22 protein-coding genes and 1 pseudogene are annotated in these 24,312 nt (G+C 56.0%); 19 read left to right on the forward strand and 4 right to left on the reverse strand.

Features of this window, described 5'->3' with window-relative positions; translation table 11 throughout:
* Positions 1-122: 122 nt before the first annotated feature.
* A pseudogene (locus CSQ89_RS01105) lies at positions 123-650 on the forward strand (transposase); the annotation flags it as partial.
* Between the two features lie 141 nt (positions 651-791).
* Here CSQ89_RS01105 and CSQ89_RS01110 read toward each other — a convergent pair.
* From CSQ89_RS01110 to CSQ89_RS01120, 3 genes are all read right to left on the reverse strand, one after another.
* Complete coding sequence (locus tag CSQ89_RS01110) at positions 792-1,679, reverse strand: alpha/beta fold hydrolase (protein WP_158228853.1); 888 nt, start codon at positions 1,677-1,679, stop codon at positions 792-794.
* A gap of 132 nt (positions 1,680-1,811) precedes the next feature.
* The gene (locus tag CSQ89_RS01115) at positions 1,812-2,939 is read right to left on the reverse strand and encodes a hypothetical protein (RefSeq protein ID WP_099404352.1); all 1,128 of its coding nucleotides are present in this window, start codon (positions 2,937-2,939) and stop codon (positions 1,812-1,814) included.
* 97 nt (positions 2,940-3,036) lie between these two features.
* Positions 3,037-4,023, reverse strand: coding sequence for a malate dehydrogenase (locus CSQ89_RS01120; protein WP_099404353.1), 987 nt, complete (start codon positions 4,021-4,023; stop codon positions 3,037-3,039).
* Between the two features lie 357 nt (positions 4,024-4,380).
* Between CSQ89_RS01120 and CSQ89_RS01125 the strand changes: the two genes are divergently transcribed.
* The 13 genes from CSQ89_RS01125 to CSQ89_RS01185 all read left to right on the forward strand — a co-directional run bounded on the left by CSQ89_RS01125 (position 4,381) and on the right by CSQ89_RS01185 (position 18,834).
* Positions 4,381-5,046, forward strand: a complete 666-nt coding sequence (locus CSQ89_RS01125) for a GntR family transcriptional regulator (protein WP_158228854.1) — start codon at positions 4,381-4,383, stop codon at positions 5,044-5,046.
* Between the two features lie 171 nt (positions 5,047-5,217).
* Entirely contained in the window at positions 5,218-5,592 is a 375-nt protein-coding gene (gene sdhC / locus CSQ89_RS01130; RefSeq protein WP_099404355.1) for a succinate dehydrogenase, cytochrome b556 subunit, read from the forward strand.
* Positions 5,586-5,933, forward strand: coding sequence for a succinate dehydrogenase, hydrophobic membrane anchor protein (gene sdhD / locus CSQ89_RS01135; RefSeq protein WP_099404356.1), 348 nt, complete (start codon positions 5,586-5,588; stop codon positions 5,931-5,933). The genes sdhC and sdhD overlap by 7 nt, the downstream gene beginning before the upstream one ends.
* Entirely contained in the window at positions 5,933-7,702 is a 1,770-nt protein-coding gene (gene sdhA / locus CSQ89_RS01140) for a succinate dehydrogenase flavoprotein subunit (RefSeq protein ID WP_099404357.1), read from the forward strand. Before sdhD ends, sdhA begins: the two co-directional genes overlap by 1 nt.
* 23 nt (positions 7,703-7,725) lie before the next feature.
* Positions 7,726-8,427, forward strand: a complete 702-nt coding sequence (locus CSQ89_RS01145; RefSeq protein WP_099404358.1) for a succinate dehydrogenase iron-sulfur subunit — start codon at positions 7,726-7,728, stop codon at positions 8,425-8,427.
* Positions 8,428-8,437: 10 nt separating this feature from the next.
* The gene (locus tag CSQ89_RS01150; RefSeq protein WP_099404359.1) at positions 8,438-8,701 is read left to right on the forward strand and encodes an FAD assembly factor SdhE; all 264 of its coding nucleotides are present in this window, start codon (positions 8,438-8,440) and stop codon (positions 8,699-8,701) included.
* Between the two features lie 228 nt (positions 8,702-8,929).
* The gene (gene gltA, locus CSQ89_RS01155) at positions 8,930-10,222 is read left to right on the forward strand and encodes a citrate synthase (RefSeq protein ID WP_099404360.1); all 1,293 of its coding nucleotides are present in this window, start codon (positions 8,930-8,932) and stop codon (positions 10,220-10,222) included.
* A 120-nt stretch (positions 10,223-10,342) separates the two neighbouring features.
* Positions 10,343-13,162: a 2-oxoglutarate dehydrogenase E1 component gene (locus CSQ89_RS01160; RefSeq protein ID WP_099404361.1), complete on the forward strand. Its 2,820-nt coding sequence runs from the start codon at positions 10,343-10,345 to the stop codon at positions 13,160-13,162.
* Positions 13,163-13,257: 95 nt separating this feature from the next.
* The gene (gene odhB / locus CSQ89_RS01165; RefSeq protein ID WP_099404362.1) at positions 13,258-14,502 is read left to right on the forward strand and encodes a 2-oxoglutarate dehydrogenase complex dihydrolipoyllysine-residue succinyltransferase; all 1,245 of its coding nucleotides are present in this window, start codon (positions 13,258-13,260) and stop codon (positions 14,500-14,502) included.
* Between the two features lie 123 nt (positions 14,503-14,625).
* Complete coding sequence (gene lpdA / locus CSQ89_RS01170) at positions 14,626-16,062, forward strand: dihydrolipoyl dehydrogenase (protein WP_099404363.1); 1,437 nt, start codon at positions 14,626-14,628, stop codon at positions 16,060-16,062.
* 91 nt (positions 16,063-16,153) lie between these two features.
* Complete coding sequence (sucC, locus tag CSQ89_RS01175) at positions 16,154-17,326, forward strand: ADP-forming succinate--CoA ligase subunit beta (RefSeq protein ID WP_099404364.1); 1,173 nt, start codon at positions 16,154-16,156, stop codon at positions 17,324-17,326.
* A gap of 28 nt (positions 17,327-17,354) precedes the next feature.
* Positions 17,355-18,242 carry a succinate--CoA ligase subunit alpha gene (gene sucD / locus CSQ89_RS01180; RefSeq protein WP_099404365.1) on the forward strand — a complete coding sequence of 296 codons (888 nt, stop codon included), beginning with the start codon at positions 17,355-17,357 and terminating at the stop codon, positions 18,240-18,242.
* A 127-nt stretch (positions 18,243-18,369) separates the two neighbouring features.
* Positions 18,370-18,834, forward strand: a complete 465-nt coding sequence (locus tag CSQ89_RS01185; RefSeq protein WP_099404366.1) for a thioredoxin family protein — start codon at positions 18,370-18,372, stop codon at positions 18,832-18,834.
* A gap of 55 nt (positions 18,835-18,889) precedes the next feature.
* Here CSQ89_RS01185 and guaB read toward each other — a convergent pair whose 3' ends face one another.
* Positions 18,890-20,353 (reverse strand): IMP dehydrogenase, encoded by a 1,464-nt coding sequence (gene guaB, locus CSQ89_RS01190; protein ID WP_099404367.1) that lies wholly within the window; start codon positions 20,351-20,353, stop codon positions 18,890-18,892.
* A 145-nt stretch (positions 20,354-20,498) separates the two neighbouring features.
* On the opposite strand from guaB, the gene CSQ89_RS01195 reads away from it, so the two are divergent.
* From CSQ89_RS01195 to CSQ89_RS01215, 5 genes are all read left to right on the forward strand, one after another.
* Positions 20,499-21,671 (forward strand): patatin-like phospholipase family protein, encoded by a 1,173-nt coding sequence (locus tag CSQ89_RS01195; protein ID WP_099404406.1) that lies wholly within the window; start codon positions 20,499-20,501, stop codon positions 21,669-21,671.
* A 4-nt stretch (positions 21,672-21,675) separates the two neighbouring features.
* On the forward strand, positions 21,676-22,248 hold the full coding sequence (locus CSQ89_RS01200; protein WP_099404368.1) for a hypothetical protein: 573 nt from the start codon (positions 21,676-21,678) through the stop codon (positions 22,246-22,248).
* Positions 22,248-22,769 (forward strand): FlgO family outer membrane protein, encoded by a 522-nt coding sequence (locus CSQ89_RS01205; RefSeq protein WP_099404369.1) that lies wholly within the window; start codon positions 22,248-22,250, stop codon positions 22,767-22,769. Before CSQ89_RS01200 ends, CSQ89_RS01205 begins: the two co-directional genes overlap by 1 nt.
* A gap of 24 nt (positions 22,770-22,793) precedes the next feature.
* Positions 22,794-23,291: a disulfide bond formation protein B gene (locus CSQ89_RS01210; protein WP_099404370.1), complete on the forward strand. Its 498-nt coding sequence runs from the start codon at positions 22,794-22,796 to the stop codon at positions 23,289-23,291.
* A gap of 89 nt (positions 23,292-23,380) precedes the next feature.
* Positions 23,381-24,226 (forward strand): hypothetical protein, encoded by an 846-nt coding sequence (locus tag CSQ89_RS01215; RefSeq protein WP_099404371.1) that lies wholly within the window; start codon positions 23,381-23,383, stop codon positions 24,224-24,226.
* Positions 24,227-24,312 lie beyond the last annotated feature (86 nt).

Consider the following 24,312-nt stretch of genomic DNA (forward strand, 5'->3'; position numbering starts at 1 on the left):
TAATCGGCACGATGTTCCTGCACCATACGCACCGCACGTTCGCGAACTTCCGGGGAAAAGGGGGTCGTCTTCTTCATGGCACTATTCTCTATGATCAAGAAGCCTCCTCAAAACCCGGGGCGGTTCAGCATACGTTCGACCTGTCTGATGAAGGGGTAGTATGGCGTTGGGTCGAGAATCCCTACTGGCAGCTGTTCTGTGGCGAAACCTGGTTCCGACATCAACCACCGATTGATCCCAGTTCGCTGACACGCTGGCGTAAGCGTATAGGCGAAGAAGGGCTGGAATGGTTGCTGACGCAGACGATCGTGGCGGCCCAATCGGTCGGCATAGTGAAGGCCTAGAGTTTCGACAAGGTGATCGTCGACACCACGGTACAAGAGAAGGCAATCGCACATCCGACCGACAGCAAGCTACTCAACCGTGGCCGGGAACACCTGGTCCGTCTGGCGGTGGAAGCGGGCATCACATTGCGCCAGAATTACAACCGGCAGGTCCCCAAGCTGGCAGCGCAGATCGCGCGCTATGCGCACGTCAAGCAATACAAGCGCATGCGCAGTAGCCTGAAGAAACTCAAGACCCTGGTCGGTCGTGTATGGCGTGATGTGTCGCGGCAACGGGATCAGATACCGGTGTTCTTACGCGGCAAACAATCGGTTATTTTTTGCTACTCCGCCCCAGTCACCTCGCCGTCCCGGCAGATGGGGTTCCAGCAAGCGCCAGTGTGAATCGGAAATGTCATGGCAACGATGCGCCGGCGAGGTAATAGAATCAAGCGCCATTGCTGAATTTTAAGGCCAGGGAAATCTTGTGACGACACCCTCTAGTGGGGCGACAAATTCCTCAACGGCTTGATTGAACTGAACTGCCTCATCCCAAAAGAGCGCATGTTTGGCACGGGGAAATATTCTGGCCCTGGCATTTGGATGACGCTTGATCAGCCCGTCTGCCTGCTGTTGCCACTTCGGTGTAACCAGGTACAGGATAGGCATCGAAGTCTCATAAATAATGTCGTTCCAGTAGCTGCGAGGTTTAGGATACGACAGCAAGCGAAAGCTATCTTCCAACGATGTTTTCATGGCGCTGGCCAGAATACTATCCGTCACCTCAGGGCCTGGGGGTGAACGAAACATGGCGGCAATGAATGCACGCATAGTCTGCGCGCGGTTTTTACGTAGCGCTTCGAAGAAGGGTCTTTTGCCAGGGGTGGACGTTTTTACTGCACTTTTTGCGACCCCTTCGCCAATGGAGTTATCGACGAGAATGAGGCCTTCGATGCGGGCTGGGCCGATTTGCCGAATGTAGGCGAGTGACTCAAGCACCCCAAGCGACCAGCCGACCAATACAAAGTGGCGGTCGGGAAACTGGTTCAAGAGCTCGGCTATGTCTTTTACCCGCCGCTCGAGTGAATAGCCAAATTGCGGTGCATCTGACAAGCCCTGGCCGCGAGGGTCAAACGCGATGGTTGAGCGTTTGCCAGCAAAAAAGGCGAGCTGTTTGGACCAGATAGCTGCGGGCATGGTCCAGCCAGGAATGAACACGAGTACTGGCGATGACTGATCGTCGAGTATTTGTTCCTGATAACAAAGGCGAACTTGATCGCTTGTATCAAAGCAACGGCTGACAATTGGCGTCATCAGGTCATTTGCATAAGCATTGCTGATGAGAAGCGACATCATGGCAAGTCCCGTAGCGATACGAGTCACTAGGCGTATGCATTGAAGCCATGGGTGACGATCTTGCTTGAATGCACAAGCGTCCTCCCCGTGAAGCCCTATGCGAATCAACTGCCAATCTCTCATTGTTGAAGTCTATTTACGGATGGCAATCTGAATGGCTGTCCCGGCTTTTTTCTCGTAGCCCAACTTAAAGTCGATAGGTTTCACCTCATTTCCCATGTCGCTATAAGCCTTAGCCAGAGATGGGTTATTGATCACCTTGAACAACTTATGGGCACTGACGTAATTTCCGTAGAGTTTGATATTGAACACCGTAGCCAAGGCATCGTATTCAAGGCCTGTTTCATCTTGAACCACCATGGGTGCGTGTTTGAGAATGGCCTCGCGGACGACGGCAAAATTGCGCTGTTGCAGCAGATGCGAGGCGGCTTTCAATAGGGTAGGGGACTTGGCAATAGATCCAATAAAAGCCGTTGTTTCGGGTTGTTTTGCCAAAGCCTCGTCAGATAGGTCTTGCTGTATGTAATCCACGATGACATTGCGCCCTGCTTTTTGAAGCTCCATACGAACCGACCCCCACTTTTGCTCGGTATTGCCCAGGGGGTGAACCGCAAGGTCCCCGGCACCGAGACAAACCGGCCTGATGGTACGCACCTCGAACCCCAACCGCACGGCAAAGGCTGGCAAGATCAGGCTTGGCCCTAGCTTGACCTTACGGTCGGCAGCAATGCCTTTATCGAGGTCATGGGTGCGGAAGTAACCCAGCGCACCAAATTTTGTCCATGCATCGCCGAATTCCTGGACGAGGCCTGTCATTTCATCTGAGTCAGACGTAAAGGGGTCAAAATAGTTTGATGCCGGTTGAATCGAGACCAGGATGTACCTTGATGCATCAGGAAACATGGCCATGACAGTGGGCAGATCTGGGCCGGAAAACGGATAAAACACCGTACCGCCTTTTTTTACGCGCAGTTCTTTAGCGGCCCAGTTTGTCAGGGGCGTGCCAATCCGGCGGCTATAAGCCTGCCACCCTGCGTTTGCCTTGGACGCATATTGCTTGAATGCGGTATCAGCAGCGGTGTCTCCTACCGCCGTTCCTCCCAACAACTGTCCCACCTGTGCTGTCTCACGCAGGGTTGCAGCATCGGGTACGACACTATTTTCCGCGGGTTTGGTTGGGCAAAGCTTTATGGCATGAGCCGGGAAACTTACCGCTATCCAACCCCATAGGAACGTAGAACTAATAATTTTCAGATTCATTGGAGGAAGTCTTAACTAGCAAGTGAAATCTCCTGCTGCTTCGTAAAAAAGGGTGAACTGAAGTTCACCCTTTTTTATCACTTGGTTGCTTTGATAATCAGCCCAGCAGATGTGCCACGCCGGTGCGCTCTTCTTCGAGCTCGGCCAGTGTGAAGTCCATGCGTTCCCGCGAGAAGGCATCTACTTCCAGGCCTTCAACGCGTTTGTATTCGCCGTTTGCACATGTGACGGGTACGCCATACATCACGCCTTCTGGGATACCGTAAGAGCCATCGGATGGAATACCCATCGTGACCCACTTGCCATTGGTACCCAGCACCCAGTCACGGATATGGTCGATGGCAGCGTTGGCGGCTGAAGCAGCGGAGGACAGGCCGCGTGCTTCGATAATGGCTGCACCGCGCTTGGCCACCTTGGGAATGAAAGTGTCCTTGTTCCAGGTTTCGTCGTTGATCTTGGTCTTCAGTGCTTCGCCCTTGACGACGGCAAAGCGGTAGTCCGGATACATGGTTGGGCTATGGTTGCCCCACACGGCCAATTTTTCGATATCGGCCACGGCCACGTTGGCTTTTGCCGCCAGTTGGCTGAGTGCACGATTATGGTCCAGGCGCAACATGGCGGTGAAGTTTTTGGCCGGCAGGCTGGGTGCCGACTTCATGGCAATGTAGGCATTGGTATTGGCCGGGTTGCCGACAACCAGCACTTTTACGTTACGGCTGGCAACCTTGTTCAGGGCTGCGCCTTGCGCCGTGAAAATCTTGGCGTTTTCCAACAGCAGGTCTTTGCGTTCCATACCAGGGCCACGGGGGCGGGCACCAACCAGTAAGGCAACATCCACGTCTTTGAAGGCGACTTCAGGGTCGTCGGTGCCGACCATGCCAGCCAACAGCGGGAAGGCGCAGTCTTCCAATTCCATCATCACACCCTTGAGGGCGGCCTGGGCTTTCTCCATCGGCAATTCCAGCATTTGCAGGATGATGGGCTGGTCCTTGCCCAGCATTTCGCCAGAGGCGATGCGGAACAAGAGGCTGTAGCCGATCTGGCCGGCTGCACCGGTAACGGCAACGCGAACGGGTTTCTTCATCGTGGGGCTCCTGGAGCGGATAAGAGGGAGGAGAGTCTGGCCGGCATGGGGTGGAAATCTGTAGCCAATGCCGCAGCACAGCAATCTAGCGGAGTCTAGCACTACAAACTGGTGAAATCACCCGGATTCCGGAATTATGCCGTTCATGCTGCACTGCAATCTTATGTCTTATATAAGACTTGGTTGGACATTGGCTGTCTGGTGGCGTATAAAGCGCTAAAAATATACCCAAAAGCTAATGGTTCGATTCCCAGTAGAAAGCTAATGGTTATCAAAAAGGCCAATGGTTGAAATATGTCTGTTACATCGACTCGCAGTTCAGTAGCGCTTCCTGGGCGGCAACCGCTGTATATACAAGTGCGTGATCGCATTGTGTTGGCGATTGCGCAGGGAGAGTGGGATTCGGGCGAGGCTTTGCCCAGTGAGTTCGAACTGGCCGATCGATTTGGGGTCAGTCAGGGTACGGTGCGCAAAGGGCTTGATCATTTGGCTGCCGAGGGTGTGTTGGTGCGTCGTCAAGGCATGGGCACTTTCATTGCTGAAGTGGCTGATGACTGGGGTTGTGCTGAAGTATCTGGCTTGGCGCGGCCGCTTGAGACCTCACTGGAATTGCTGGTTTGCGCACGTAGCAATGCGGGTGAAGAGGCTGCAACCGCGCTGGGTTTGCGTAGAGGCGCTGTCCTGATGGCGGTAAAGCGGTTGGTGAGAGTGGCGGGCGAGCCGTTTGCCCTTATTGAGAATTTTGTGGCGGCTGAGCGTTTCGAGGGGCTGGACGCTCGCCGTATCAAGCAGGCCAATTGCAATCTGCGCACTGTTTGGTGGCGTGAATTCGGCTTGCGAGTGGTTTCTGCTCCGCCGCAGTTTCGGGCGGGCATTGCCGGGCGCGAGGAAGCCCGGTTGCTGGGCGTAGAGGCGGATAGCCCCCTCCTGGAGGTGGCCAGAACCGCTGGTGGATTGGATGGTGAACCAGTGGAGTGGTCGGTGCTGCGTTGCCGTACCGACCGTTACGTTTATCGTGTCTGAATCGCCAGGGTATTGATGGCAGGGTCTTTTTTACATAACGACAGTCTAGGCTGTAAGCCTGGCGTCGTTTGCTACAATCAGAAGGCTTTGCCTCACCCGGACCATTGCGTTCTGGGAAGGCGGTGCGGTAGGACCTGCGCTGTAGGATTAATACAAAAAAGGAAATGCGTCATGGAGAAAACACGGCCGAAACACTTGGACCTTCCCAAGATCAGGCTACCGATACCGGGCATTGTCTCGATTCTGCACCGCGTCAGCGGTGCGCTCATGTTCCTGGCCATTCCGGTCGTGTTCTGGTTGCTGGCAGGGTCGTTGAGTAGCGAGGCGGAGTTTGATGCCTATCGCGCATTCGTTGCCCACCCCATCATCAAGCTGGGCTTGTTGGCGCTGTTGTGGGCCTATCTGCATCATGCCTGCGCTGGTATCCGTTTCCTGCTGCTGGATATCCATAAGGGCCTGGAACTCTCCACTGCTCGTGCGACTGCCCAGGCCGTCATGGTTGTCAGCCTGGTGCTTACTGCTGTTATCGGAGGTGTCTTGTGGTAAACCGTCACGTCATCGGCGCGCATTACGGCCTGCGGGACTGGCTGCTGCAGCGCATCACCGCCGTGGTTATGTTGGTGTACACCATCGGCCTTGTTACCTTCCTGGTTCTCGCAGCACAAGCCACTTATGAAGGCTGGCAAACCCTGTTCTCCCTTACCTGGGTGCGTGTTCTGTCCACCGTTACCGTGATCGCCCTGCTGCTGCATGCCTGGGTTGGTATCCGTGATATCTGGATGGATTATGTCCAACCACTGGGGCTGCGACTTTCGCTCCATGTCGCCACGATTTTGTGGTTGGTCGGCAACTTTGTTTATGCAGTTAAAGTGGTGTGGGGTGTGTAATGGTGAACGTCGCTAAACGTCAATTCGATGCGGTGATTGTCGGTGCCGGCGGTGCCGGTATGCGTGCCGCGCTCCAGCTTTCTGAAGCTGGCATCAAGACAGCCGTACTTTCCAAGGTATTCCCTACCCGTTCGCACACGGTGGCTGCACAAGGTGGCATTTCTGCCGCGCTGGGCAATGTGCAGGAGGACAAGTGGGAATGGCACATGTATGACACCGTCAAGGGTTCCGATTGGCTCGGCGATCAGGACGCAATTGAATTCATGTGCAAAACCGCGCCGGAAGCCATCATCGAGCTGGAACACTTTGGCATGCCATTCGACCGCGTCGATAGCGGCCGCATCTATCAGCGCCCATTTGGTGGTCACACAGCCAATTTCGGTGAAAAGCCGGTGCAGCGTGCCTGCGCCGCTGCCGACCGTACTGGCCATGCTTTGCTGCACACGCTTTACCAACGCAATGTTCGTGCTAATACGCAGTTCTTTGTCGAATGGATGGCGCTGGATTTGATTCGCGACGCTGATGGCGATGTCGTGGGAGTTACGGCACTGGAAATGGAAACCGGCGAGGTTTACATCATTCATGCGAAGGCGGTGCTGTTTGCCACTGGTGGAGCAGGGCGTATTTATGCGGCCTCTACCAATGCGTTCATCAATACCGGTGACGGTATTGGGATGTCGGCGCGTGCCGGTATTCCGCTGGAAGACATGGAATTTTGGCAGTTCCACCCTACCGGTGTAGCGGGTGCGGGTGTATTGATTACTGAAGGTGTACGCGGTGAAGGCGGTATTTTGCTCAATGCCAATGGCGAGCGCTTTATGGAACGCTATGCACCAACGCTCAAGGACTTGGCACCGCGTGATTTTGTCTCGCGCTGTATGGCGCTGGAAGTGCTGGAAGGCCGCGGTGCCGGCAAGAACAAAGACCATGTGCTTCTCAAGCTTGACCACCTTGGCCCGGAAGTCATCAACCATCGCCTACCCTCGATTCGCGAGATCGCCATCAAGTTCGCGGGCGTTGATCCGATCAAAGAACCAATTCCGGTGATTCCAACCTGTCACTACCAAATGGGGGGCATTCCGACCAACTACAAGGGCGAAGTGATGGTGCCCAAGGGTGGGGAGCCGGAAGTGCGGGTGAATGGTTTCTACGCGGCAGGAGAGTGTGCCTGTGCGTCGGTGCATGGTGCAAATCGTCTGGGTACCAACTCTCTGCTGGATCTGGTGGTGTTTGGCAAGTCTGCCGGCGACAGTATGATTGACTTTATCAAGCGTGAACGCCCGGTGCACAAGCCGTTGCCCGCTAATGCAGCAGACTTCAGCTTGTCGCGAATTGCCCGGCTTGACGCCCAAACTGGCGGCGAAGAGGTGGCGCAGGTGCGCACGGCAATTCAAACGGTGATCCAGAGCCGTGCCGGTGTTTTCCGTAATAGCGCCAACATGGCGCTGGGAGTGACGGAAATCAAGGCGGTGGCAGAGCGGGTCAAGCATACACAAACCAAAGACAAGTCCAAGGTTTGGAACACCGCACGCATGGAGGCCCTCGAAACCGATAACCTGATTGAAGTAGCAATGGCCACCATGATCTCGGCGGAAAACCGCAAGGAGTCGCGCGGTGCGCACTCGCATGATGACTTTACCAAGCGCGACGATGAGAACTGGATGAAGCACACCCTGTTCTACAGCGAAGGGAGCCGCATTGATTACAAACCGGTACACACCAAGCCGCTGACAGTTGATTACATTCCGCCGAAAGAACGCACGTTCTAATCGGACGCGCTGGAGCCAAGACCATGAAGATGCAATTCAAGATCTATCGTTACAACCCGGATGTCGATGCCAAGCCGTATATGCAAGACATTGAGGTTGAGCTGGAGCCTAGCGACAAGAAGTTGCTGGATGCGTTGGTCCGCCTCAAGACCGTAGACGATAGCCTGTCGTTCCGACGCTCCTGTCGCGAAGGCGTTTGCGGCTCGGACGCCATGAATATCAACGGCAAGAACGGCCTTGCTTGCGTTACCGATATCGTCAGCCTCAAGCAGCCGGTCGAGATTCGTCCGCTGCCTGGCCTGCCGGTGATTCGCGACCTGATCGTGGACATGACGCAGTTCTTCAAGCAATACAACTCGATCAAGCCCTATGTGATCAACGACACGCCGCCCCCTTCGCACGAGCGGCTGCAAAGCCCGAAAGACCGTGAAGAGCTGGATGGCCTGTACGAGTGCATCCTGTGCGCCTGTTGCTCGACTTCCTGCCCGTCGTTCTGGTGGAACCCGGACAAATTCGTGGGCCCAGCCGGCCTGCTGGCGGCTTATCGCTTTATTGCCGATACCCGCGATACCGCCATCAACGAGCGTCTGGATAACCTGGAAGACCCCTATCGCCTGTTCCGATGCCATAGCATCATGAACTGTGTCGATGTCTGCCCCAAGCATCTCAACCCGACCAAAGCGATTGGCAAGATCAAAGAGCTGATGGTCAAACGGATTGCCTGAGGCGATTACAGTGACTTATACCCAAGCGGATAAAAACCGACTCCGCTGGCGTTCTAGGCGGGGCTTGTTGGAACTCGACATCGTTTTTGAGCAGTTCCTTGAATACGATTTCGATTTGTTGAGCCCTGCTGATCTGGACGTCTACCAAGACTTGTTGATGCTACCGGACATTGATCTGCTAGAACTGGTGGATGGCAAAGCTGAAACCACGGATAAACGTCTTGCGCCTATCCTGGAACGGCTGCGGCACTGGCAAGTTGTTAAGACACAATAATAAAGCGCGTTTAGTTTGAGGGCCTGGGTGGTGCCCTAAGAACCTGTTTACGATCTGTAGCGAGCAGTCGTCAGCGGGGTGAAGCGCAGCGCAGAAACCGGAATGTACGTTGGTACATGAGGATTTTGAGCAGCACATGAGCCCTGATCACGGCTGCACAGTAAGATCGTAAAAGGTTCTAAGGCACCCTCTCTCGGTTCAACCGACATTTAAACAGGAGCATTTTCCATGGCTGAAGCCTCCACAGTTACGCTCTCTTACAACGACGGCCAGAGCAGCGTCGATCTGCCGGTACTCAAAGGCACCCTTGGTCCGGACGTGGTCGATATCCGCGCTTTCGGCAAAACGGGCATGTTCACGCATGACCCCGGCTTTTTGTCGACATCCAGCTGTGAATCCAAAATCACCTTCATCGATGGCGACCTGGGCCAGCTTTACTACCGTGGCTACCCGATCGAACAATTGGCGGAACACGCCGATTACCTGGAAGTCTGTTACCTGCTCTTGAACGGCGAGTTGCCGACCAAGGAGCAAAAGGCGCATTTCGACTATACGGTCATGCGCCACAACATGCTGCACGACCAGATCCACAATTTCTTCCGTGGCTTCCGCCGTGATGCGCACCCAATGGCGGTGATGGTGGGTGTGGTGGGCGCCTTGTCGGCTTTCTACCATGACTCGCTCGACATCAATGACCCGCACCACCGCGAAGTGGCGGCCTTCCGCTTGATTGCCAAACTGCCGACGATCGCTGCCCAGGCGTTCCGCTATAACAAGGGATTGCCGCTGAGCTACCCCAAGGCCGGCTTGTCGTACGCCGAGAACTTTCTCTACATGATGTTCTCGACGCCAGTGCAGGAATACAAGGTGAATCCGGTGCAGGCCAAGGCACTGGACCGTATCTTCACCCTGCATGCTGACCACGAGCAAAATGCGTCGACCTCGACAGTGCGTCTGTCCGGCTCGTCGGGTGCCAACCCATTTGCCTGTATCGCTGCCGGTATAGCCTGCCTGTGGGGTCCATCGCATGGCGGCGCCAATGAAGCTGTGCTGAAGATGCTCGATGAGATAGGCGATGTGTCCAAGGTGGCGGACTTCATGCAGGGCGTGAAGGACAAGCGCTACAAGCTGATGGGCTTTGGCCACCGTGTGTACAAGAACATGGACCCACGCGCTGCCATCATGAAGCAGACCTGCGATGAAGTGCTGAAAGAAATGGGTCTGCACAACGATCCGAAGCTCAAGCTCGCGATGGAGCTGGAGAAGATCGCCCTGAACGATCCTTACTTCATCGAACGCAAGCTTTACCCGAACGTGGACTTCTATTCGGGCATCGTGCTGTCGGCCATCGGTATCCCGGTTTCCATGTTCACACCGATCTTCGCTCTGGCTCGCACCGTGGGTTGGATTTCGCATTGGAGCGAAATGATTGCCGACCCAACGATGAAGATTGGTCGTCCGCGCCAGCTCTATACTGGCTCTCCGCGTCGCGACTATGTCCCGATGGGGAAACGCGGCTAAATCCTCACTTGTACGCCCGGCCACGTGCCGGGCGTGCGTTCAAGCACTGCAAGTTGTTTTAACTCGTTTGTCGAAATCGCCTCGCCCCAAGCGCAGCACTGAAAGTAAAAGGCCATCAACATGATGCAAACCTTCCAGAGCCAATCCTATCTGTTCGGCGGCAATGCCCCGTTCATTGAAGAGCTCTACGAGCAATACCTTGCCGACCCGCAAAGCGTGTCAGAAGAATGGCGGGACTATTTCGACAAACTACAGCAAATGCCCGGCAATACAGACCGCGATATTCCGCGTGCGGCGATTGAAGAGTCTTTTGTTCAGATGGCCAAGCAACCCCGCGTGGGTGTTGCCAGTGTTGCGGCGCAGGGCGTGGCCAACAAGAAGCAGGTGGCGGTGCTGCGCCTGATCTCTGCCTATCGGATTGTCGGCGCGCGCTACGCGACGCTTGATCCGCTCAAGCGTCTTGAGCAGGCATTGCTGCCGGAGCTGGACCCCGCCACTTACGGGTTGACCGACGCCGATATGGCGTTGACCTTCGACTGCGGCAATTTGGTCGGCCACGAGCGCGACACGCTAGCGAATGTCCTGGCACGGCTCAAGCAAACCTTTTGCGGCAATATCGGTCTGGAATACATGCATATCACGACGTCGGCACAACGTACCTGGGTGCAGAAGCGTTTTGAGGCAGTGCGTTCCACGCCATCGTTCAGCAACGAGAAAAAGCTGCGCATTCTCAAGCAGATCACGGCGGCGGAAACGTTAGAGCGGTATTTGCACACCAAGTATGTCGGCCAGAAGCGCTTTTCGCTGGAGGGTGGCGAAAGTATGATCGCCGCGCTGGACCACCTGGTGCAGACCTCGGGTGAGCATGGCGTGCAGGAAATGGTGATCGGCATGGCCCACCGTGGCCGCCTTAATGTGCTGGTCAATACACTGGGCAAGCGTCCTGCCGATTTGTTCTCCGAGTTCGAAGGCAAATACAGCTACGACTTGCCATCGGGCGACGTGAAGTACCACATGGGCTTCAGTTCCGATATCCCGACACCGGGCGGGCCTGTCCACGTTTCCTTGGCGTTCAATCCGTCGCACCTCGAAATCGTCAACCCGGTAGTGGTGGGTTCGGCGCGCGCACGTCAGCAACGCCGTGGCGACCGTACGGGCGAGCAGGTGATGCCGGTGTTGCTGCACGGTGATTCAGCCTTTATCGGCCTGGGTACCAACCAGGGTACGTTCAACCTGTCACAGACCCGTGGCTACGGTGTTGGCGGCACGGTGCATATCGTTATCAACAATCAGATCGGCTTTACGACGTCCGACACGCGTGACACGCGTTCGTCGTTGTATTGCACTGACATTGCCAAGATGGTTGAAGCGCCGATCTTCCATGTGAACGGTGATGATCCTGAAGCAGTGTGCTTCGTGGTGCAGGCTGCGCTCGATTTCCGGCGTGAGTTCCGCCGCGACGTGGTGATCGATCTGGTCTGTTTCCGCAAGTTGGGGCACAACGAGGGCGATGACCCGATGCTGACCCAGCCAATGATGTACAAGAAGATCGCCAAGCATGCCGGCACCCGCAAGATGTACGCCGATAGACTGGTTGCTGAAGGCCTGCTAAGCGCAGAAGAAGCCGACAGCCTGATTAAGGAATACCGGGCTGCGTTGGACAAGGGCGAGCATGTCGAGCAAACCACGCTGACCGATTTCAAGCGCAGTTTTGCCATCGACTTTTCAGCGTTCAAAGGGACGCACTGGGCTCATCCGACCGACACCACCCTGAGCGCCGCTGAAATCGGCCGTCTTACCGACAAGCTCACCAAGGTGCCGGAAGACTTCAAGCTGCATGCAACCGTTGATAAGGTGCTGACTGCCCGGCGTGAAATGGCGGCAGGCAACCAGAACCTGGACTGGGGTATGGCTGAAACGCTGGCCTACGGTTCGCTCTTGGAAAAAGGCTACGGTGTGCGTATCTCGGGTGAAGACTCGGGCCGTGGCACCTTCAGCCATCGGCATGCAGTGTTGCATGACCAGAACCGTGAGAAATGGGATGCTGGTGCGCATGTTCCGCTGCGCAATCTTAGCGACAACCAGGGTCATTTTCTGGTTATCGATTCCATCCTTAACGAAGAAGCTGTGCTGGCATTTGAATATGGCTACAGCTCTTCGGCGCCCGATGAACTGGTGATCTGGGAAGCCCAGTTCGGCGATTTTGCTAATGGCGCCCAGGTGGTGATCGACCAATTCATTACCTCTGGTGAAACAAAGTGGGGTCGTTATTGTGGCCTGACCATGTTGTTGCCGCACGGTTACGACGGCCAAGGCCCAGAGCACAGCTCGGCCCGCCTCGAACGCTATTTGCAGATGTGCGCCGAGCACAATGTACAAATCATCATGCCATCCGAAGCTAGCCAGATGTTCCATGTGCTGCGTCGCCAGCAAATGCGTCCATATCGCAAGCCCATGGTGATCTTCATGTCCAAGCGCCTGTTGCGTTACAAGGATTCGATGAGTCCGCTGGAGGACTTCACCAACGGTGGCTTCCGCCCGGTGATTGGCGACAGCACGGCGACTGAAGCCAAGAAGGTTAAGCGCGTCGTCGTCTGTGCAGGTCAGGTTTACTACGACCTACACAACGCTCGTCTGGAGCGTGATCAGAAAGATGTGGCCATCGTGCGTGTCGAACAGCTTTATCCCTTCCCGACCGATGAACTCAAGGCAGAGCTTGGCAAGTATGCTGCTGCCAAGGAAATCATGTGGGTGCAGGAAGAGCCGAAGAACCAAGGCGCATGGCATCAGATCCGCCATCGGCTGGAAGCCTGCATGTCCACCAAGCAGACACTGCGTTACGCTGGTCGCCCATCGTCCGCATCGCCCGCCGTTGGCTACATGAGCAAGCATGCCGCACAGCTCAAGGCCTTCCTCGATGAAGCGATGACGCTGAAGTAAGCGCAAATAAATCAAGTGAGAACAGCGGCCGCCCTGTGCGGCCGCTTGGTAACGTCAAAAACCCAAGTCTGGCCGACCCCCATGGAGTCAATAACATGCTGATCGAAGTCAAAGTCCCCCAATTACCCGAGTCCGTTTCTGAAGCCACCTTGGTGAGCTGGAAGAAGAAAGTCGGCGAGTTCGTCGAGCGCGACGAAAACCTCATCGACCTGGAAACCGACAAGGTGGTGCTGGAACTTCCCGCACCGCAAGCTGGCGTGATCGTCAGCCTGGTGAAGGGTGACGGTTCGACCGTTGTCAGCCAGGAACTGATCGCCACCATTGATACCGAAGCCAAGGCTGGGGCCAGCGCTGCTTCGGCCCCAGCTGCATCGCCCATTGGCCAGGAGCCAACCCGTGTGGCTGCCGCTGCTGCCGCAGCAGGTGTGCCGGAAAACGCCATCGGCTTTGGTACGGCGGTGATGCCGGCCGCCAAGAAGGCCGCCGCCGATGCAGGCGTTGATACCAGCAAGATCAAGGGTTCGGGCCGCGATGGTCGGGTGTTGAAGGAAGATGTTGCTGCCGCGGCAGCCAAACCGACTGCAGCACCTGCTGCCAAGGCTGCTGTGCCTATGCCGGCTGTTGCGATGTCGCAAAGTGAGCGCCCAGAGCAACGCGTCCCAATGTCACGTTTGCGTCAACGTGTGGCCGAGCGTCTGCTTGAGTCGCAGTCGACCGCTGCCATCCTCACTACCTTCAATGAAGTGAACATGAAGCCGGTGATGGAGCTGCGTAACAAGTACAAGGACAAGTTCGAGAAGGAACACGGCATCAAACTTGGCTTCATGGGTTTCTTCGTCAAAGCTGCCGTTCACGCCTTGAAGAAGTACCCCATCGTCAATGCATCAGTTGATGGTAACGACATCGTCTACCACGGTTACTACGATATCGGTGTGGCTGTAGGCAGTCCACGTGGCCTGGTGGTGCCGGTGATCCGCAATGCGGATCAACTGAGCCTTGCGCAGATCGAGAAGCAGATTGCCGACTTCGGTAAGCGCGCCCAGGAAGGCAAGCTGACCATTGAAGAGTTGACCGGTGGCACCTACACCATCTCCAATGGCGGCACCTTCGGCTCGATGATGTCCACGCCGATCATCAACCCACCACAGTCGGCTATCTTGGGTATGCATGCCACCAAGGAACGTGCCATGGTCGAAAACGGCCAAGTGGTGGTTTTGCCAATGATGTATCTGGCCCAGTCCTACGACCATCGCATCATCGACGGCCGCGAAGCCGTACTGAGTCTGGTGGCGATCAAGGAAGCCATCGAAGATCCAGCCCGTCTACTGCTGGATATCTGATACGTGAGGGGTGAGTGCGAGGTGCGTAGCCGCGTTTCGCCCCGGCCCCTTGTATGCCCAACCGGATGGGTGTGAGCGCAACCCGATCACATCCAACTCCTTACCCTCACAAGGTTTTCAAATATGTCCCAACAATTTGACGTCGTCGTGATTGGCGGTGGCCCAGGTGGTTATGTGGCCGCCATCCGTGCAGCCCAGCTGGGCTTCAAAACGGCGTGTATCGACGCTACTTCTAATGCCGAAGGCAAGCAAAGCCTGGGTGGCACCTGCTTGAATGTGGGGTGCATTCCTTCCAAGGCTTTGCTCCAATCGTCCGAAAACTATCACCACGCCGTACACAGCTTTGCCGACCACGGTATCAGCACTGGCCCGGTGAAGTTGGATGTGGCGCAGATGCTCAAGCGCAAGGAAGAGATCATCGCCAAGAATACCGGCGGTATCGCCTTTTTGTTCCGCAAGAACAAGGTGACGTCTTTCCACGGCACGGGCAGCTTCAAAGCTAAGAAGGGCGACAAGTATGTGCTGGAAGCCAAGTTGGCTGACGGCAAGACCGAAAGCATCGAAGCCACCCATGTGATCGTGGCCACAGGCTCTAGCGTGCGTCAGTTGCCCGGCGTGGTCATCGACAACAAGCTGGTGCTCGATAACGAAGGCGCATTGGCAATGCCTGCCGTGCCCAAACGGCTCGGTGTGATCGGCGCGGGTGTGATTGGCCTGGAAATGGGCTCGGTGTGGAAGCGCTTGGGTTCGGAAGTCACCGTGCTCGAAGCGATGCCGACTTTCCTGGGCGCTGCGGACGACCAGGTCGCGCGTGAAGCGATGAAGCTGCTGACCAAGGATACCGGCCTCGTGATCAACACCGGGGTGAAGATTGGTGAGATCAAGGTCAGCAAGAAGGACGTGACCGTCAATTACACCGATGCCGCTGGTGCTACGCAAAAAGCTGTCTACGACAAGCTGATCGTCTCTATCGGCCGGGTACCTAACACGGTTGGTTTAAATGCCGAAGCCGTTGGCCTGAAGCTGACCGAGCGTGGCCAAGTGGAGGTCAATGACGATTGCCAAACCAATTTGCCGAACGTCTGGGCAGTTGGCGATGTAGTGCGTGGACCGATGCTGGCGCACAAGGCATCGGAAGAAGGCGTTGCCGTGGCAGAGCGGATCGCGGGGCAACATCCGCATGTTGATTTTAACAATGTGCCTTGGGTGATCTATACCAATCCAGAGATCGCCTGGGTAGGTAAGACCGAACAACAACTCAAAGCCGAAGGCATTGAGTACAAGAAAGGCCAGTTCCTGTTCTCGGCCAATGGCCGTGCGCTGGCGCTGGGTGAAGCCAAGGGCTTCGTCAAGATGCTGGCAGACAAGAAGACCGACCGTATCCTGGGTGTTCACATCGTTGGCCCCTATGCTTCGGAGTTGATCTCGGAAGCGGTGGTGGCAATGGAGTTCAGCGCTTCTTCGGAAGACATTGCCCGTATTGTCCATGCCCATCCGTCGCTTAGCGAAGCCATGCATGAAGCTGCGCTTGGCTGTGATGGCCGGACATTGCATAGCTAATCAAGTGTGAGGGGCGGGGAGTAAGCCGGCGTACAGGCCGTGTTTTTCTCCCTGTTCCTTATGCCATACACCTCAACAAAGGAAGTTAGAAATGAACCTCCACGAATACCAAGCGAAAGACCTGCTGGCTAAGTACGGCTTGCCCGTGCAAAAAGGCATCCTCGCTACTTCGCCAGAAGAAACCGCCAACGCTTTCCGTTCCATGGGCGGCAAGTTTGCTGTGGTAAAGGCTCAGGTCCACGCAGGTGGCCGCGGCAAGGCTGGCGGTGTGAAAGTGGTGAAGAGCGCGGAAGAAGCGGCTGACGTTGCCAAGTCGCTGCTAGGCAAGCGTCTGGTGACTTACCAGACCGACGCCAAGGGCCAGCCGGTTGGGTCGTTGCTCGTGTGTGAAGACATGTATCCGGTGCAGCGCGAGCTGTATCTGGGCGCGGTGGTTGACCGTTCGACTCGCTCGATCGTGTTCATGACCTCGACCGAAGGTGGTGTGGAGATCGAAGAAGTCGCCCACAACACGCCGGAAAAAATCATTAAGACCGTGGTTGACCCCTTGGTTGGCTTGCAACCGTTCCAAGCCCGTGAAGCTGGTTTCGCCTTGGGTCTGGACGACAAGCAGATCAAGCAATTCACCGGCTTGATGATGGGCGCTTACAAGGCATTCGTTGAAAATGATTTCGCCCTGTTCGAAATCAACCCGCTGGCGATTCGTGGTGACGGCACTCTGTGCTGCGTGGATGCCAAGATCGGCATTGACAGCAACGCTGCTTTCCGCCTGCCGGCCATTGTGGCCCTGCGCGACAAGTCGCAAGAGAACGAGCGTGAACTGAAGGCTTCCGAGTTCGACCTGAACTACGTGGCGCTGGAAGGCAACATCGGCTGCATGGTGAATGGCGCTGGCCTGGCCATGGCCACCATGGACATCATCAAGCTCAAGGGCGGTCAGCCTGCCAACTTCCTTGACGTGGGCGGTGGCGCCACCAAGGAACGTGTGATTGAGGCGTTCAAGCTGATTCTGGCTGATGAGTCGGTCAAGGGTGTGCTGATCAATATCTTCGGCGGTATTGTCCGTTGCGACATGATCGCCGAGGCGATTATCGCTGCGGTGAAGGAAGTGAACGTGACCGTACCGGTTGTGGTTCGCCTCGAAGGCAACAATGCGGAACTGGGCGCCAAGATTCTGGACGATAGCGGCCTAAAGCTGACGTCGGCCCAAGGTCTGAACGACGCCGCCGAGAAGATTGTGGCCGCTGTTGCCGCACTCGCCTAATCACCCGCACTGAATCAGGAGTTAAACAATGAGCGTTCTAGTCAATAAGAACACCAAGGTGCTGGTGCAGGGCTTTACCGGCAAAAACGGTACTTTCCATGCTGAACAGGCGTTGAAGGTTGGCACCAAGGTGGTGGGTGGCGTGACCCCAGGTAAGGGCGGTAGCGAGCACCTGGGCTTGCCTGTGTTCAACACCATGCGCGATGCTGTGCGCACCACCCAGGCCGATGCCTCGGTGATCTACGTGCCGGCTCCGTTCGCCAAGGATTCCATCCTGGAAGCGATCGACGCCGGTGTGAAGCTGGTGGTGTGTATTACCGAAGGTGTGCCCACCATTGACATGCTGTATGTGAAGCGTGCTGTGGACGAAGCGGGCATCCGTTTGATCGGCCCGAACTGCCCCGGCGTTATCACCCCGGGTGAGTGTAAGATCGGCATCATGCCATGGCATATCCACAACCCCGGCCGCATCGGCATCGTGTCGCGTTCGGGCACCCTCACCTATGAAGCCGTGGCGCAAACCACCGCACTGGGCCTGGGCCAGTCCACCTGTATCGGTATCGGTGGCGATCCTATCCCCGGCACCAGCCATATCGATTCGCTGAAGTTGTTCCAGGATGATCCGGACACCGACGCCATCATCATGATCGGTGAAATCGGTGGTTCGGCTGAAGAAGAAGCGGCCGAATTTGCCAAGTCCTACGTGACCAAACCGGTGGTGGGTTACATCGCTGGTGTGACGGCCCCCAAGGGCAAGCGCATGGGCCACGCCGGTGCGATCATCTCGGGTGGTAAGGGTACGGCAGAAGAGAAGTTTGCGGCTTTCGAGCGTGCAGGTATCGCCTACACCCGCAGCCCGGCAGAAATCGGTAAGACCATGCACGAATTGCTCAAGAGCAAAGGCATGATCAAGTAAGCTGATTTTCAGCCTGTAGTAAAAAAGCCAGCGCCACCTCAGGGTGGCGTTGGCTTTTGTGGGATAAATAGCATTCAATGTCTGTCCAACCCATCAAATGAATGTTTCCTTCGCTACAGGCCCAAGCATGAAAAAACTGATCGCACTCGTATTGATGGCCAGCAGCCTCACCCTACTTGCGGATGCGCTGCCCTATGATGAATCCGCCAATGCCAAGGAAGAGGTCAAACAAGCCTTGATCAAGGCGCGCAAAACTCAGACGCCGGTCTTATTGGTATTTGGCGCTAATTGGTGCGAAGACTGCCGGGCGTTGGATCGTGCGTTGAAGAATGACAAGAATGCCGCCCTGATGGCCAAATCATTCAATGTGGTCAAGATCGATGTCGGTCGGTTCGACAAGAATACGGATCTCGATACGGTGTACGGCAATCCGATCAAGAAGGGAATACCTGCTGTGGTGGTGTTGGCGCCGGATCAACGCGTGCTATACGCCACGCGTGCCGGTGAGCTGGCCAATGCGCGGCAGATGAATGCGGACGGGGTGTATGGTTTCTTTCAGGATATTGTCGCCAAAGCCGGCAAGCCGATGTAAAAAAACCCCTGCAAGGGCAGGGGCTTGGATTACATACCACACAAACTCAGCATCTTTAGTCGACGTGGTAGTTGGGTGCTTCCTTGGTGATCTGCACATCGTGGACGTGCGACTCACGGATACCGGCCGAGGTGATCTCAACGAATTCGGCTTTGGTGTGCATGTCGTTGATCGAGGCGCAACCCAAATAGCCCATCGATGACCGCAGGCCCCCCATTAGTTGGTGGATCACGGCAGTCAGCGGGCCCTTGTAGGGAACGCGGCCTTCAATACCTTCAGGCACTAGCTTGTCGGCGTTGCTGACCGAGTCTTGGAAGTAACGATCGCTCGACCCTTGTTGCATCGCACCCAATGAACCCATGCCACGGTAGCTCTTGTACGACCGACCTTGGTACAGTTCCACTTCGCCCGGTGCTTCTTCGGTGCCGGCAAATAAACCGCCCAGCATGACCAGATTGGCACCGGCGGCGATGGCTTTGGAAATATCGCCAGAGAAGCGAATGCCGCCATCGGCAATCAATGGAATCCCCGTGCCGGCCAGGGCTTCGGCCACATTGGCCACGGCGCTGATCTGCGGTACGCCGACACCAGCAACGATACGGGTAGTACAGATGGAGCCTGGACCAATGCCGACCTTGACGCCATCGGCGCCGGCTTTGACCAATGCCAGGGCGGCGGCGGCGGTAGCAATATTGCCGCCAATCACTTGCACTTGCGGGTATTGCTGCTTCACCCAGGTGACGCGGTCGAGCACGCCTTGGCTGTGGCCGTGGGCAGTGTCCACAACAATCACATCGACACCGGCATCGACCAGTAGCTTGATGCGCTCATCGGTATCGCCACCCACGCCCACCGCCGCGCCTACACGCAGGCGACCCAGTGTGTCTTTGGAGGCACTGGGGTGTTCGGTCTTCTTGATGATGTCTTTGACGGTGATCAGGCCACGCAGCTGGAAGCTGTCGTTGACGACCAATACCCGTTCGAGGCGATGGGTATGCATCAGCTCGCGTGCTTCGTCGATGCTGGTACCTTCGCGCACGGTTACCAAACGTTCACGCGGGGTCATGATGCTGGCCACGGCAACATCGAGCCGGCTTTCAAAGCGCAAATCGCGGTTGGTGACGATGCCGACGACTTTGCCGTCGTTTTCCACTACAGGCAGGCCAGAAATCTTGTGCCGACGGGTAAGGGCGACCACGTCGCGCACCAGCATGTCTGGCGTGATGGTGACTGGGTCTTTCACGACGCCGCTTTCATGGCGCTTGACCTTGCTTACCTCCATGGCCTGGGCTTGTGGTGGCATATTCTTATGCACGATGCCGATCCCGCCTTCTTGCGCCATGGCGATAGCGAGGCGTGCCTCGGTAACCGTGTCCATCGCGGCCGAAATCAGTGGTAGGTTCAGGCGGATTTCACGCGTTAGCTGGGTCGACAGATCGACATCGCGCGGTAGGACATTGGAGTGGGCGGGGATGAGCAGAACGTCGTCGAAGGTCAGCGCTTTTTGAATAACACGCATGCTAAATCCTTGGGCAGCAAAAATCGATTATACCGTAATTCGCCTATAGCTCCGAATGCTACCCGATTACGCCGCGCTGCTGATGGACTATGCTGGAGACGTATGGCTGCCGAGCCGGCCAGCGTCAAATAAGAACGAGGAGACTATGTCCGAACCCCTTCCTCCTGTTATTGGATTGATTCTGTCAGGCGGTGGTGCTCGAGCGGCGTATCAGGTTGGCGTGTTACGTGCGATTGCGAAAATGTTGCCGGCGAAAGTGGCCAATCCTTTTCCCATCATCTGCGGCACCTCGGCGGGGGGGATCAATGCGGCATCGCTGGCTTCGGGCAGCATGCATTTCCGTAAGAGCGTCTGCAAGCTCGAATATGTATGGAAAAAGCTATCGGTGGAACAGGTCTACCACACTGATTTTCGCACCATGTTCCGTTATTTCTTTCATTGGCTAAGTCCTTTGTTGACGGGTGGGTTGGTGCGCAAGAACCCTCGCTCGTTTCTGGATAATGAGCCGCTAAAGGGATTGCTGCACGAGTTGATCAATTTCGATGGCATACAGAAAAGCATCGACAGTGGCGCATTGCGGGCATTGAGCATTACGGTATCGGGCTATAACTCCGGGCAGTCGGTATCGTTTTTTCAGTCCAATAATCTACCAGGGTGGAGTCGGGCCCAGCGGATAGGAGCGAATACCCGAATCGATGTCCATCACCTGATGGCAACGTCGGCCATACCCTTTGTTTTTCCGGCGGTGCAAATACACCGCGAATGGTTTGGTGATGGTTCTGTTCGCCAGGTTGCACCGATCAGCCCTGCGCTGCACTTGGGGGCGCAGAAGGTACTGGTGATCGGGGTTTCACCGGCGCGGGAGGCCGCACAGGAACGGCTGTACGCGTCAGATTATCCATCGTTGGCCCAGGTAGCGGGGCATTTGATGAATAGCGTGTTTATCGATGGCATGGAGGTGGATTTGGAACGCATCGCCCGGGTCAACCGAACTTTGTCTTTCGTGCCCGAAGATATTAAGGCCCTGCACGAAGTGGCGCTGAGGGAAGTGGATATCCTGGTGATTTCACCTTCGCGTCCGCTGGAGCAACTCGCGTCGCGGCATACCCACCATTTCCCGTGGACGATGCGCTTTGTCTTACGCGGCCTGGGGGCATTACGCCGACAGGGTTCGGTACTGGCGTCCTACCTGCTTTTCCACCGTCGCTATTCGCGTGATCTGATCGAATTGGGCTATAGCGATGCTATGCGCCGGCGCGACGACATTATGCGCTTTCTGGGCTATGATCCCGCCGCGTCAAACTCGACCGAGGAATAAGGCTGTGCGCCTACGCCTGATTGTTCTTACCCTGATGCTTGTTACCCTTTCGGGTTGTGCCCAGTTGCGAGAAAAATGGGCGGCTTTGACGACGGTGGACGAGCCGCAAACGACGCTATTGCGTGCGCCGGCGGATTGGGGCGACCTTGCCAATATGGCGGCGACGCGCATTGGCGAGCGCACTGCGAAAGTGAAGGACCTGAGCACGCGGGCCATCTTTGTGACTGACCCAGTGCTGCCCACCCCATTTGCGCGGTCCCTGAAGCAGTTTCTCCAAAGCCGGTTGAACGAGCAGGGTTTGATTGTTTCGCAAAAACGTGGCGATGGGGTACTGACTCTGGATGCTGAAGTGCAGTCGATCCGGATGGCCAGTGGTTTACAGATTGTTGTGACAACCTCCCTGGGCAACGGCAACCGCTTTGTGTTCCGCAGTACCGACGCGTATAAGGTGAACCAAGCTGATCTCCGCTTATACGATGAGTCGCTATTGCCACCGCCTCCTCCGCCACCACCCCCGCCGGTTCAGCCCCCGCTACCAACGCCAGTCAAGCGTATGAATTTGATAGGTACACCGTAATGCGGGTGCTTTTCGCGGTACTCATGCTGTTATCGCTGGCCGGTTGCGCGGGTTATCAGCACGGCGTCAAAAACCCCATGATCAAGGCCAGCTATGATGCGGCCGACCGGCTGGCCGCCATGGCGTATCCGATCATCAAGGTGGATCAGCCGGTGATTGTCGCTACATTTGTCCAGATCGATCGGTTGACCACCACCACCACCTTTGGCCGTCTTATGGCCGAACAGGTTGCCAGCCGCTTGTTGTTCCAGAAGTACCCAATCGTGGAGCTGAAACTGCGCGGCAGCGTTTTTGTCCGTGAAGGCACCGGTGAGTTATTGCTGTCGCGCGAGGTGAAGGACTTGAGCGCTGCCCACAATGTGCAGGCCGTGATCGTGGGAACCTACGCTTTGGCGGGCGAAAAAATCTTCCTGAACCTCAAAGTGGTGCGTCCAACCGACAACCGTGTTTTGGCTGCACATGACTTGGCGATAGAAATCGACGAAACTACCCGCGCACTTCTGATGTCTGATCCTTCCTGACCTTTTAAAAATCTGCGAAATTCCATGTCATTGTTGAATCGCCGTGTCGGCTATCTAGCCGTTTTCCTTGCTTGCGCTGGCATGATGGTCTTTGCTCTCTACCAGCAGTACTACAATTACCTTAACCCTTGCCCGATGTGTATCTTCCAGCGCGTCTGCGTCATTGCCGTCGGGATGGTGGCTTTGCTGGCAGCGGTACATAACCCCAAGTCAGCACTTGGTGCACGTATCTATGGGGTGTTGAGTACGGTGGCTGCCTTGGCGGGGTTTGGCATTGCGGCACGGCACGCCTATATCCAGACTTTGCCCCCGAGTGAGGTCCCCGCCTGCGGCCCTGGGCTGAATTTCATGCTCGACAGCATGCCCTTTGCCGATGTGCTGCAACGCGTGTTGTTGGGTACCGGTGAGTGTGCAATGGTGGATTGGTCGCTTTTCGGGCTCTCTATGCCGGGCTGGGTTGCGATTGCCTGTGCCGGGTTGGCGGCAGCCTGTGCTTTCCTGGGTTTTAAGGCTCGACGCTAAAGGTAGATGCGTTTGTCGTGAGAACCTGTTCGCTCGCACAGTAAGATCGTAGACAGGTTCTTATGGCAGTTATCCAGTAAAGACTCATCATGTTCTACCTGCTGTCCAGCATTGTTTGCAGCATCACTGTCTCGGTATTGTTCAAATGGGCGCGTCGCTACCCTATCGATCTACGCCAAACCATTCTGGTCAATTACGTCATTGCAGCGGTTTTGTGCATCGTGCTGTTACAGCCGGATTTAACGGTTTTTCAGCAAACCGCTGTGCCCTGGCCCCATTTGCTCGCGCTGGGCATATTGTTGCCGTCGGTGTTCATTGCCATGGCGGCTTCGGTGCGTGAAGCCGGCATTGTGCGTAGCGATGCCGCGCAACGGATGTCGTTGGTTATTCCGCTGGTGGCAGCGTTTATGGTGTTTGGTGAGGTGTTGATATCGCAAAAGCTGTTTGGCGTATTGCTGGGTTTGGCGGCCTTGGGATGCCTGCTCTACAAGCCAGCGATGGATACCCCGATAACGGGTAACCCTTACGCTTGGCGCTATCTGCTGGCCATATGGCTGGGTTATGGATTGGTCGACCTGTTGTTCAAGCGACTGGCCTTGGCGGGCACCGGCTTTGCCAATGCGCTGTTGGTGGCGTTGCTGCTTTCGGGCGTGTTATTGCTGGCCTATCTGGTTTTGCGCCGTGCATGCTGGCAACGCAATGCCTTGCTGCTGGGCTTGCCATTGGGGCTGCTTAACTTTGGCAACATTCTCTTTTATATTCGTGCTCACCAACAATTTGCGCAGTCGCCCGCTTTGGTATTCGCAGGTATGAATATCGGCGTCATTGCCATGGGGACCTTGGTTGGGGCGCTGGCTTTCAAGGAAGCGCTACGCCCCGTGCATTGGGCTGGGCTTGCCCTGGCAATAGGTGCAGTACTCTGTTTGCTTCCCTAGTTAAGCAGGGTCGGGATGTTTATAAAGGGATTACCACTACAAATGCCCCGCCGTATCAGCAGGGCATTTGCAAGGTTTGAATCCGA

It is taken from the genome of Chitinimonas sp. BJB300, assembly GCF_002735695.1.
Taxonomy (GTDB): Bacteria; Pseudomonadota; Gammaproteobacteria; order Burkholderiales; family Chitinimonadaceae; genus Chitinimonas.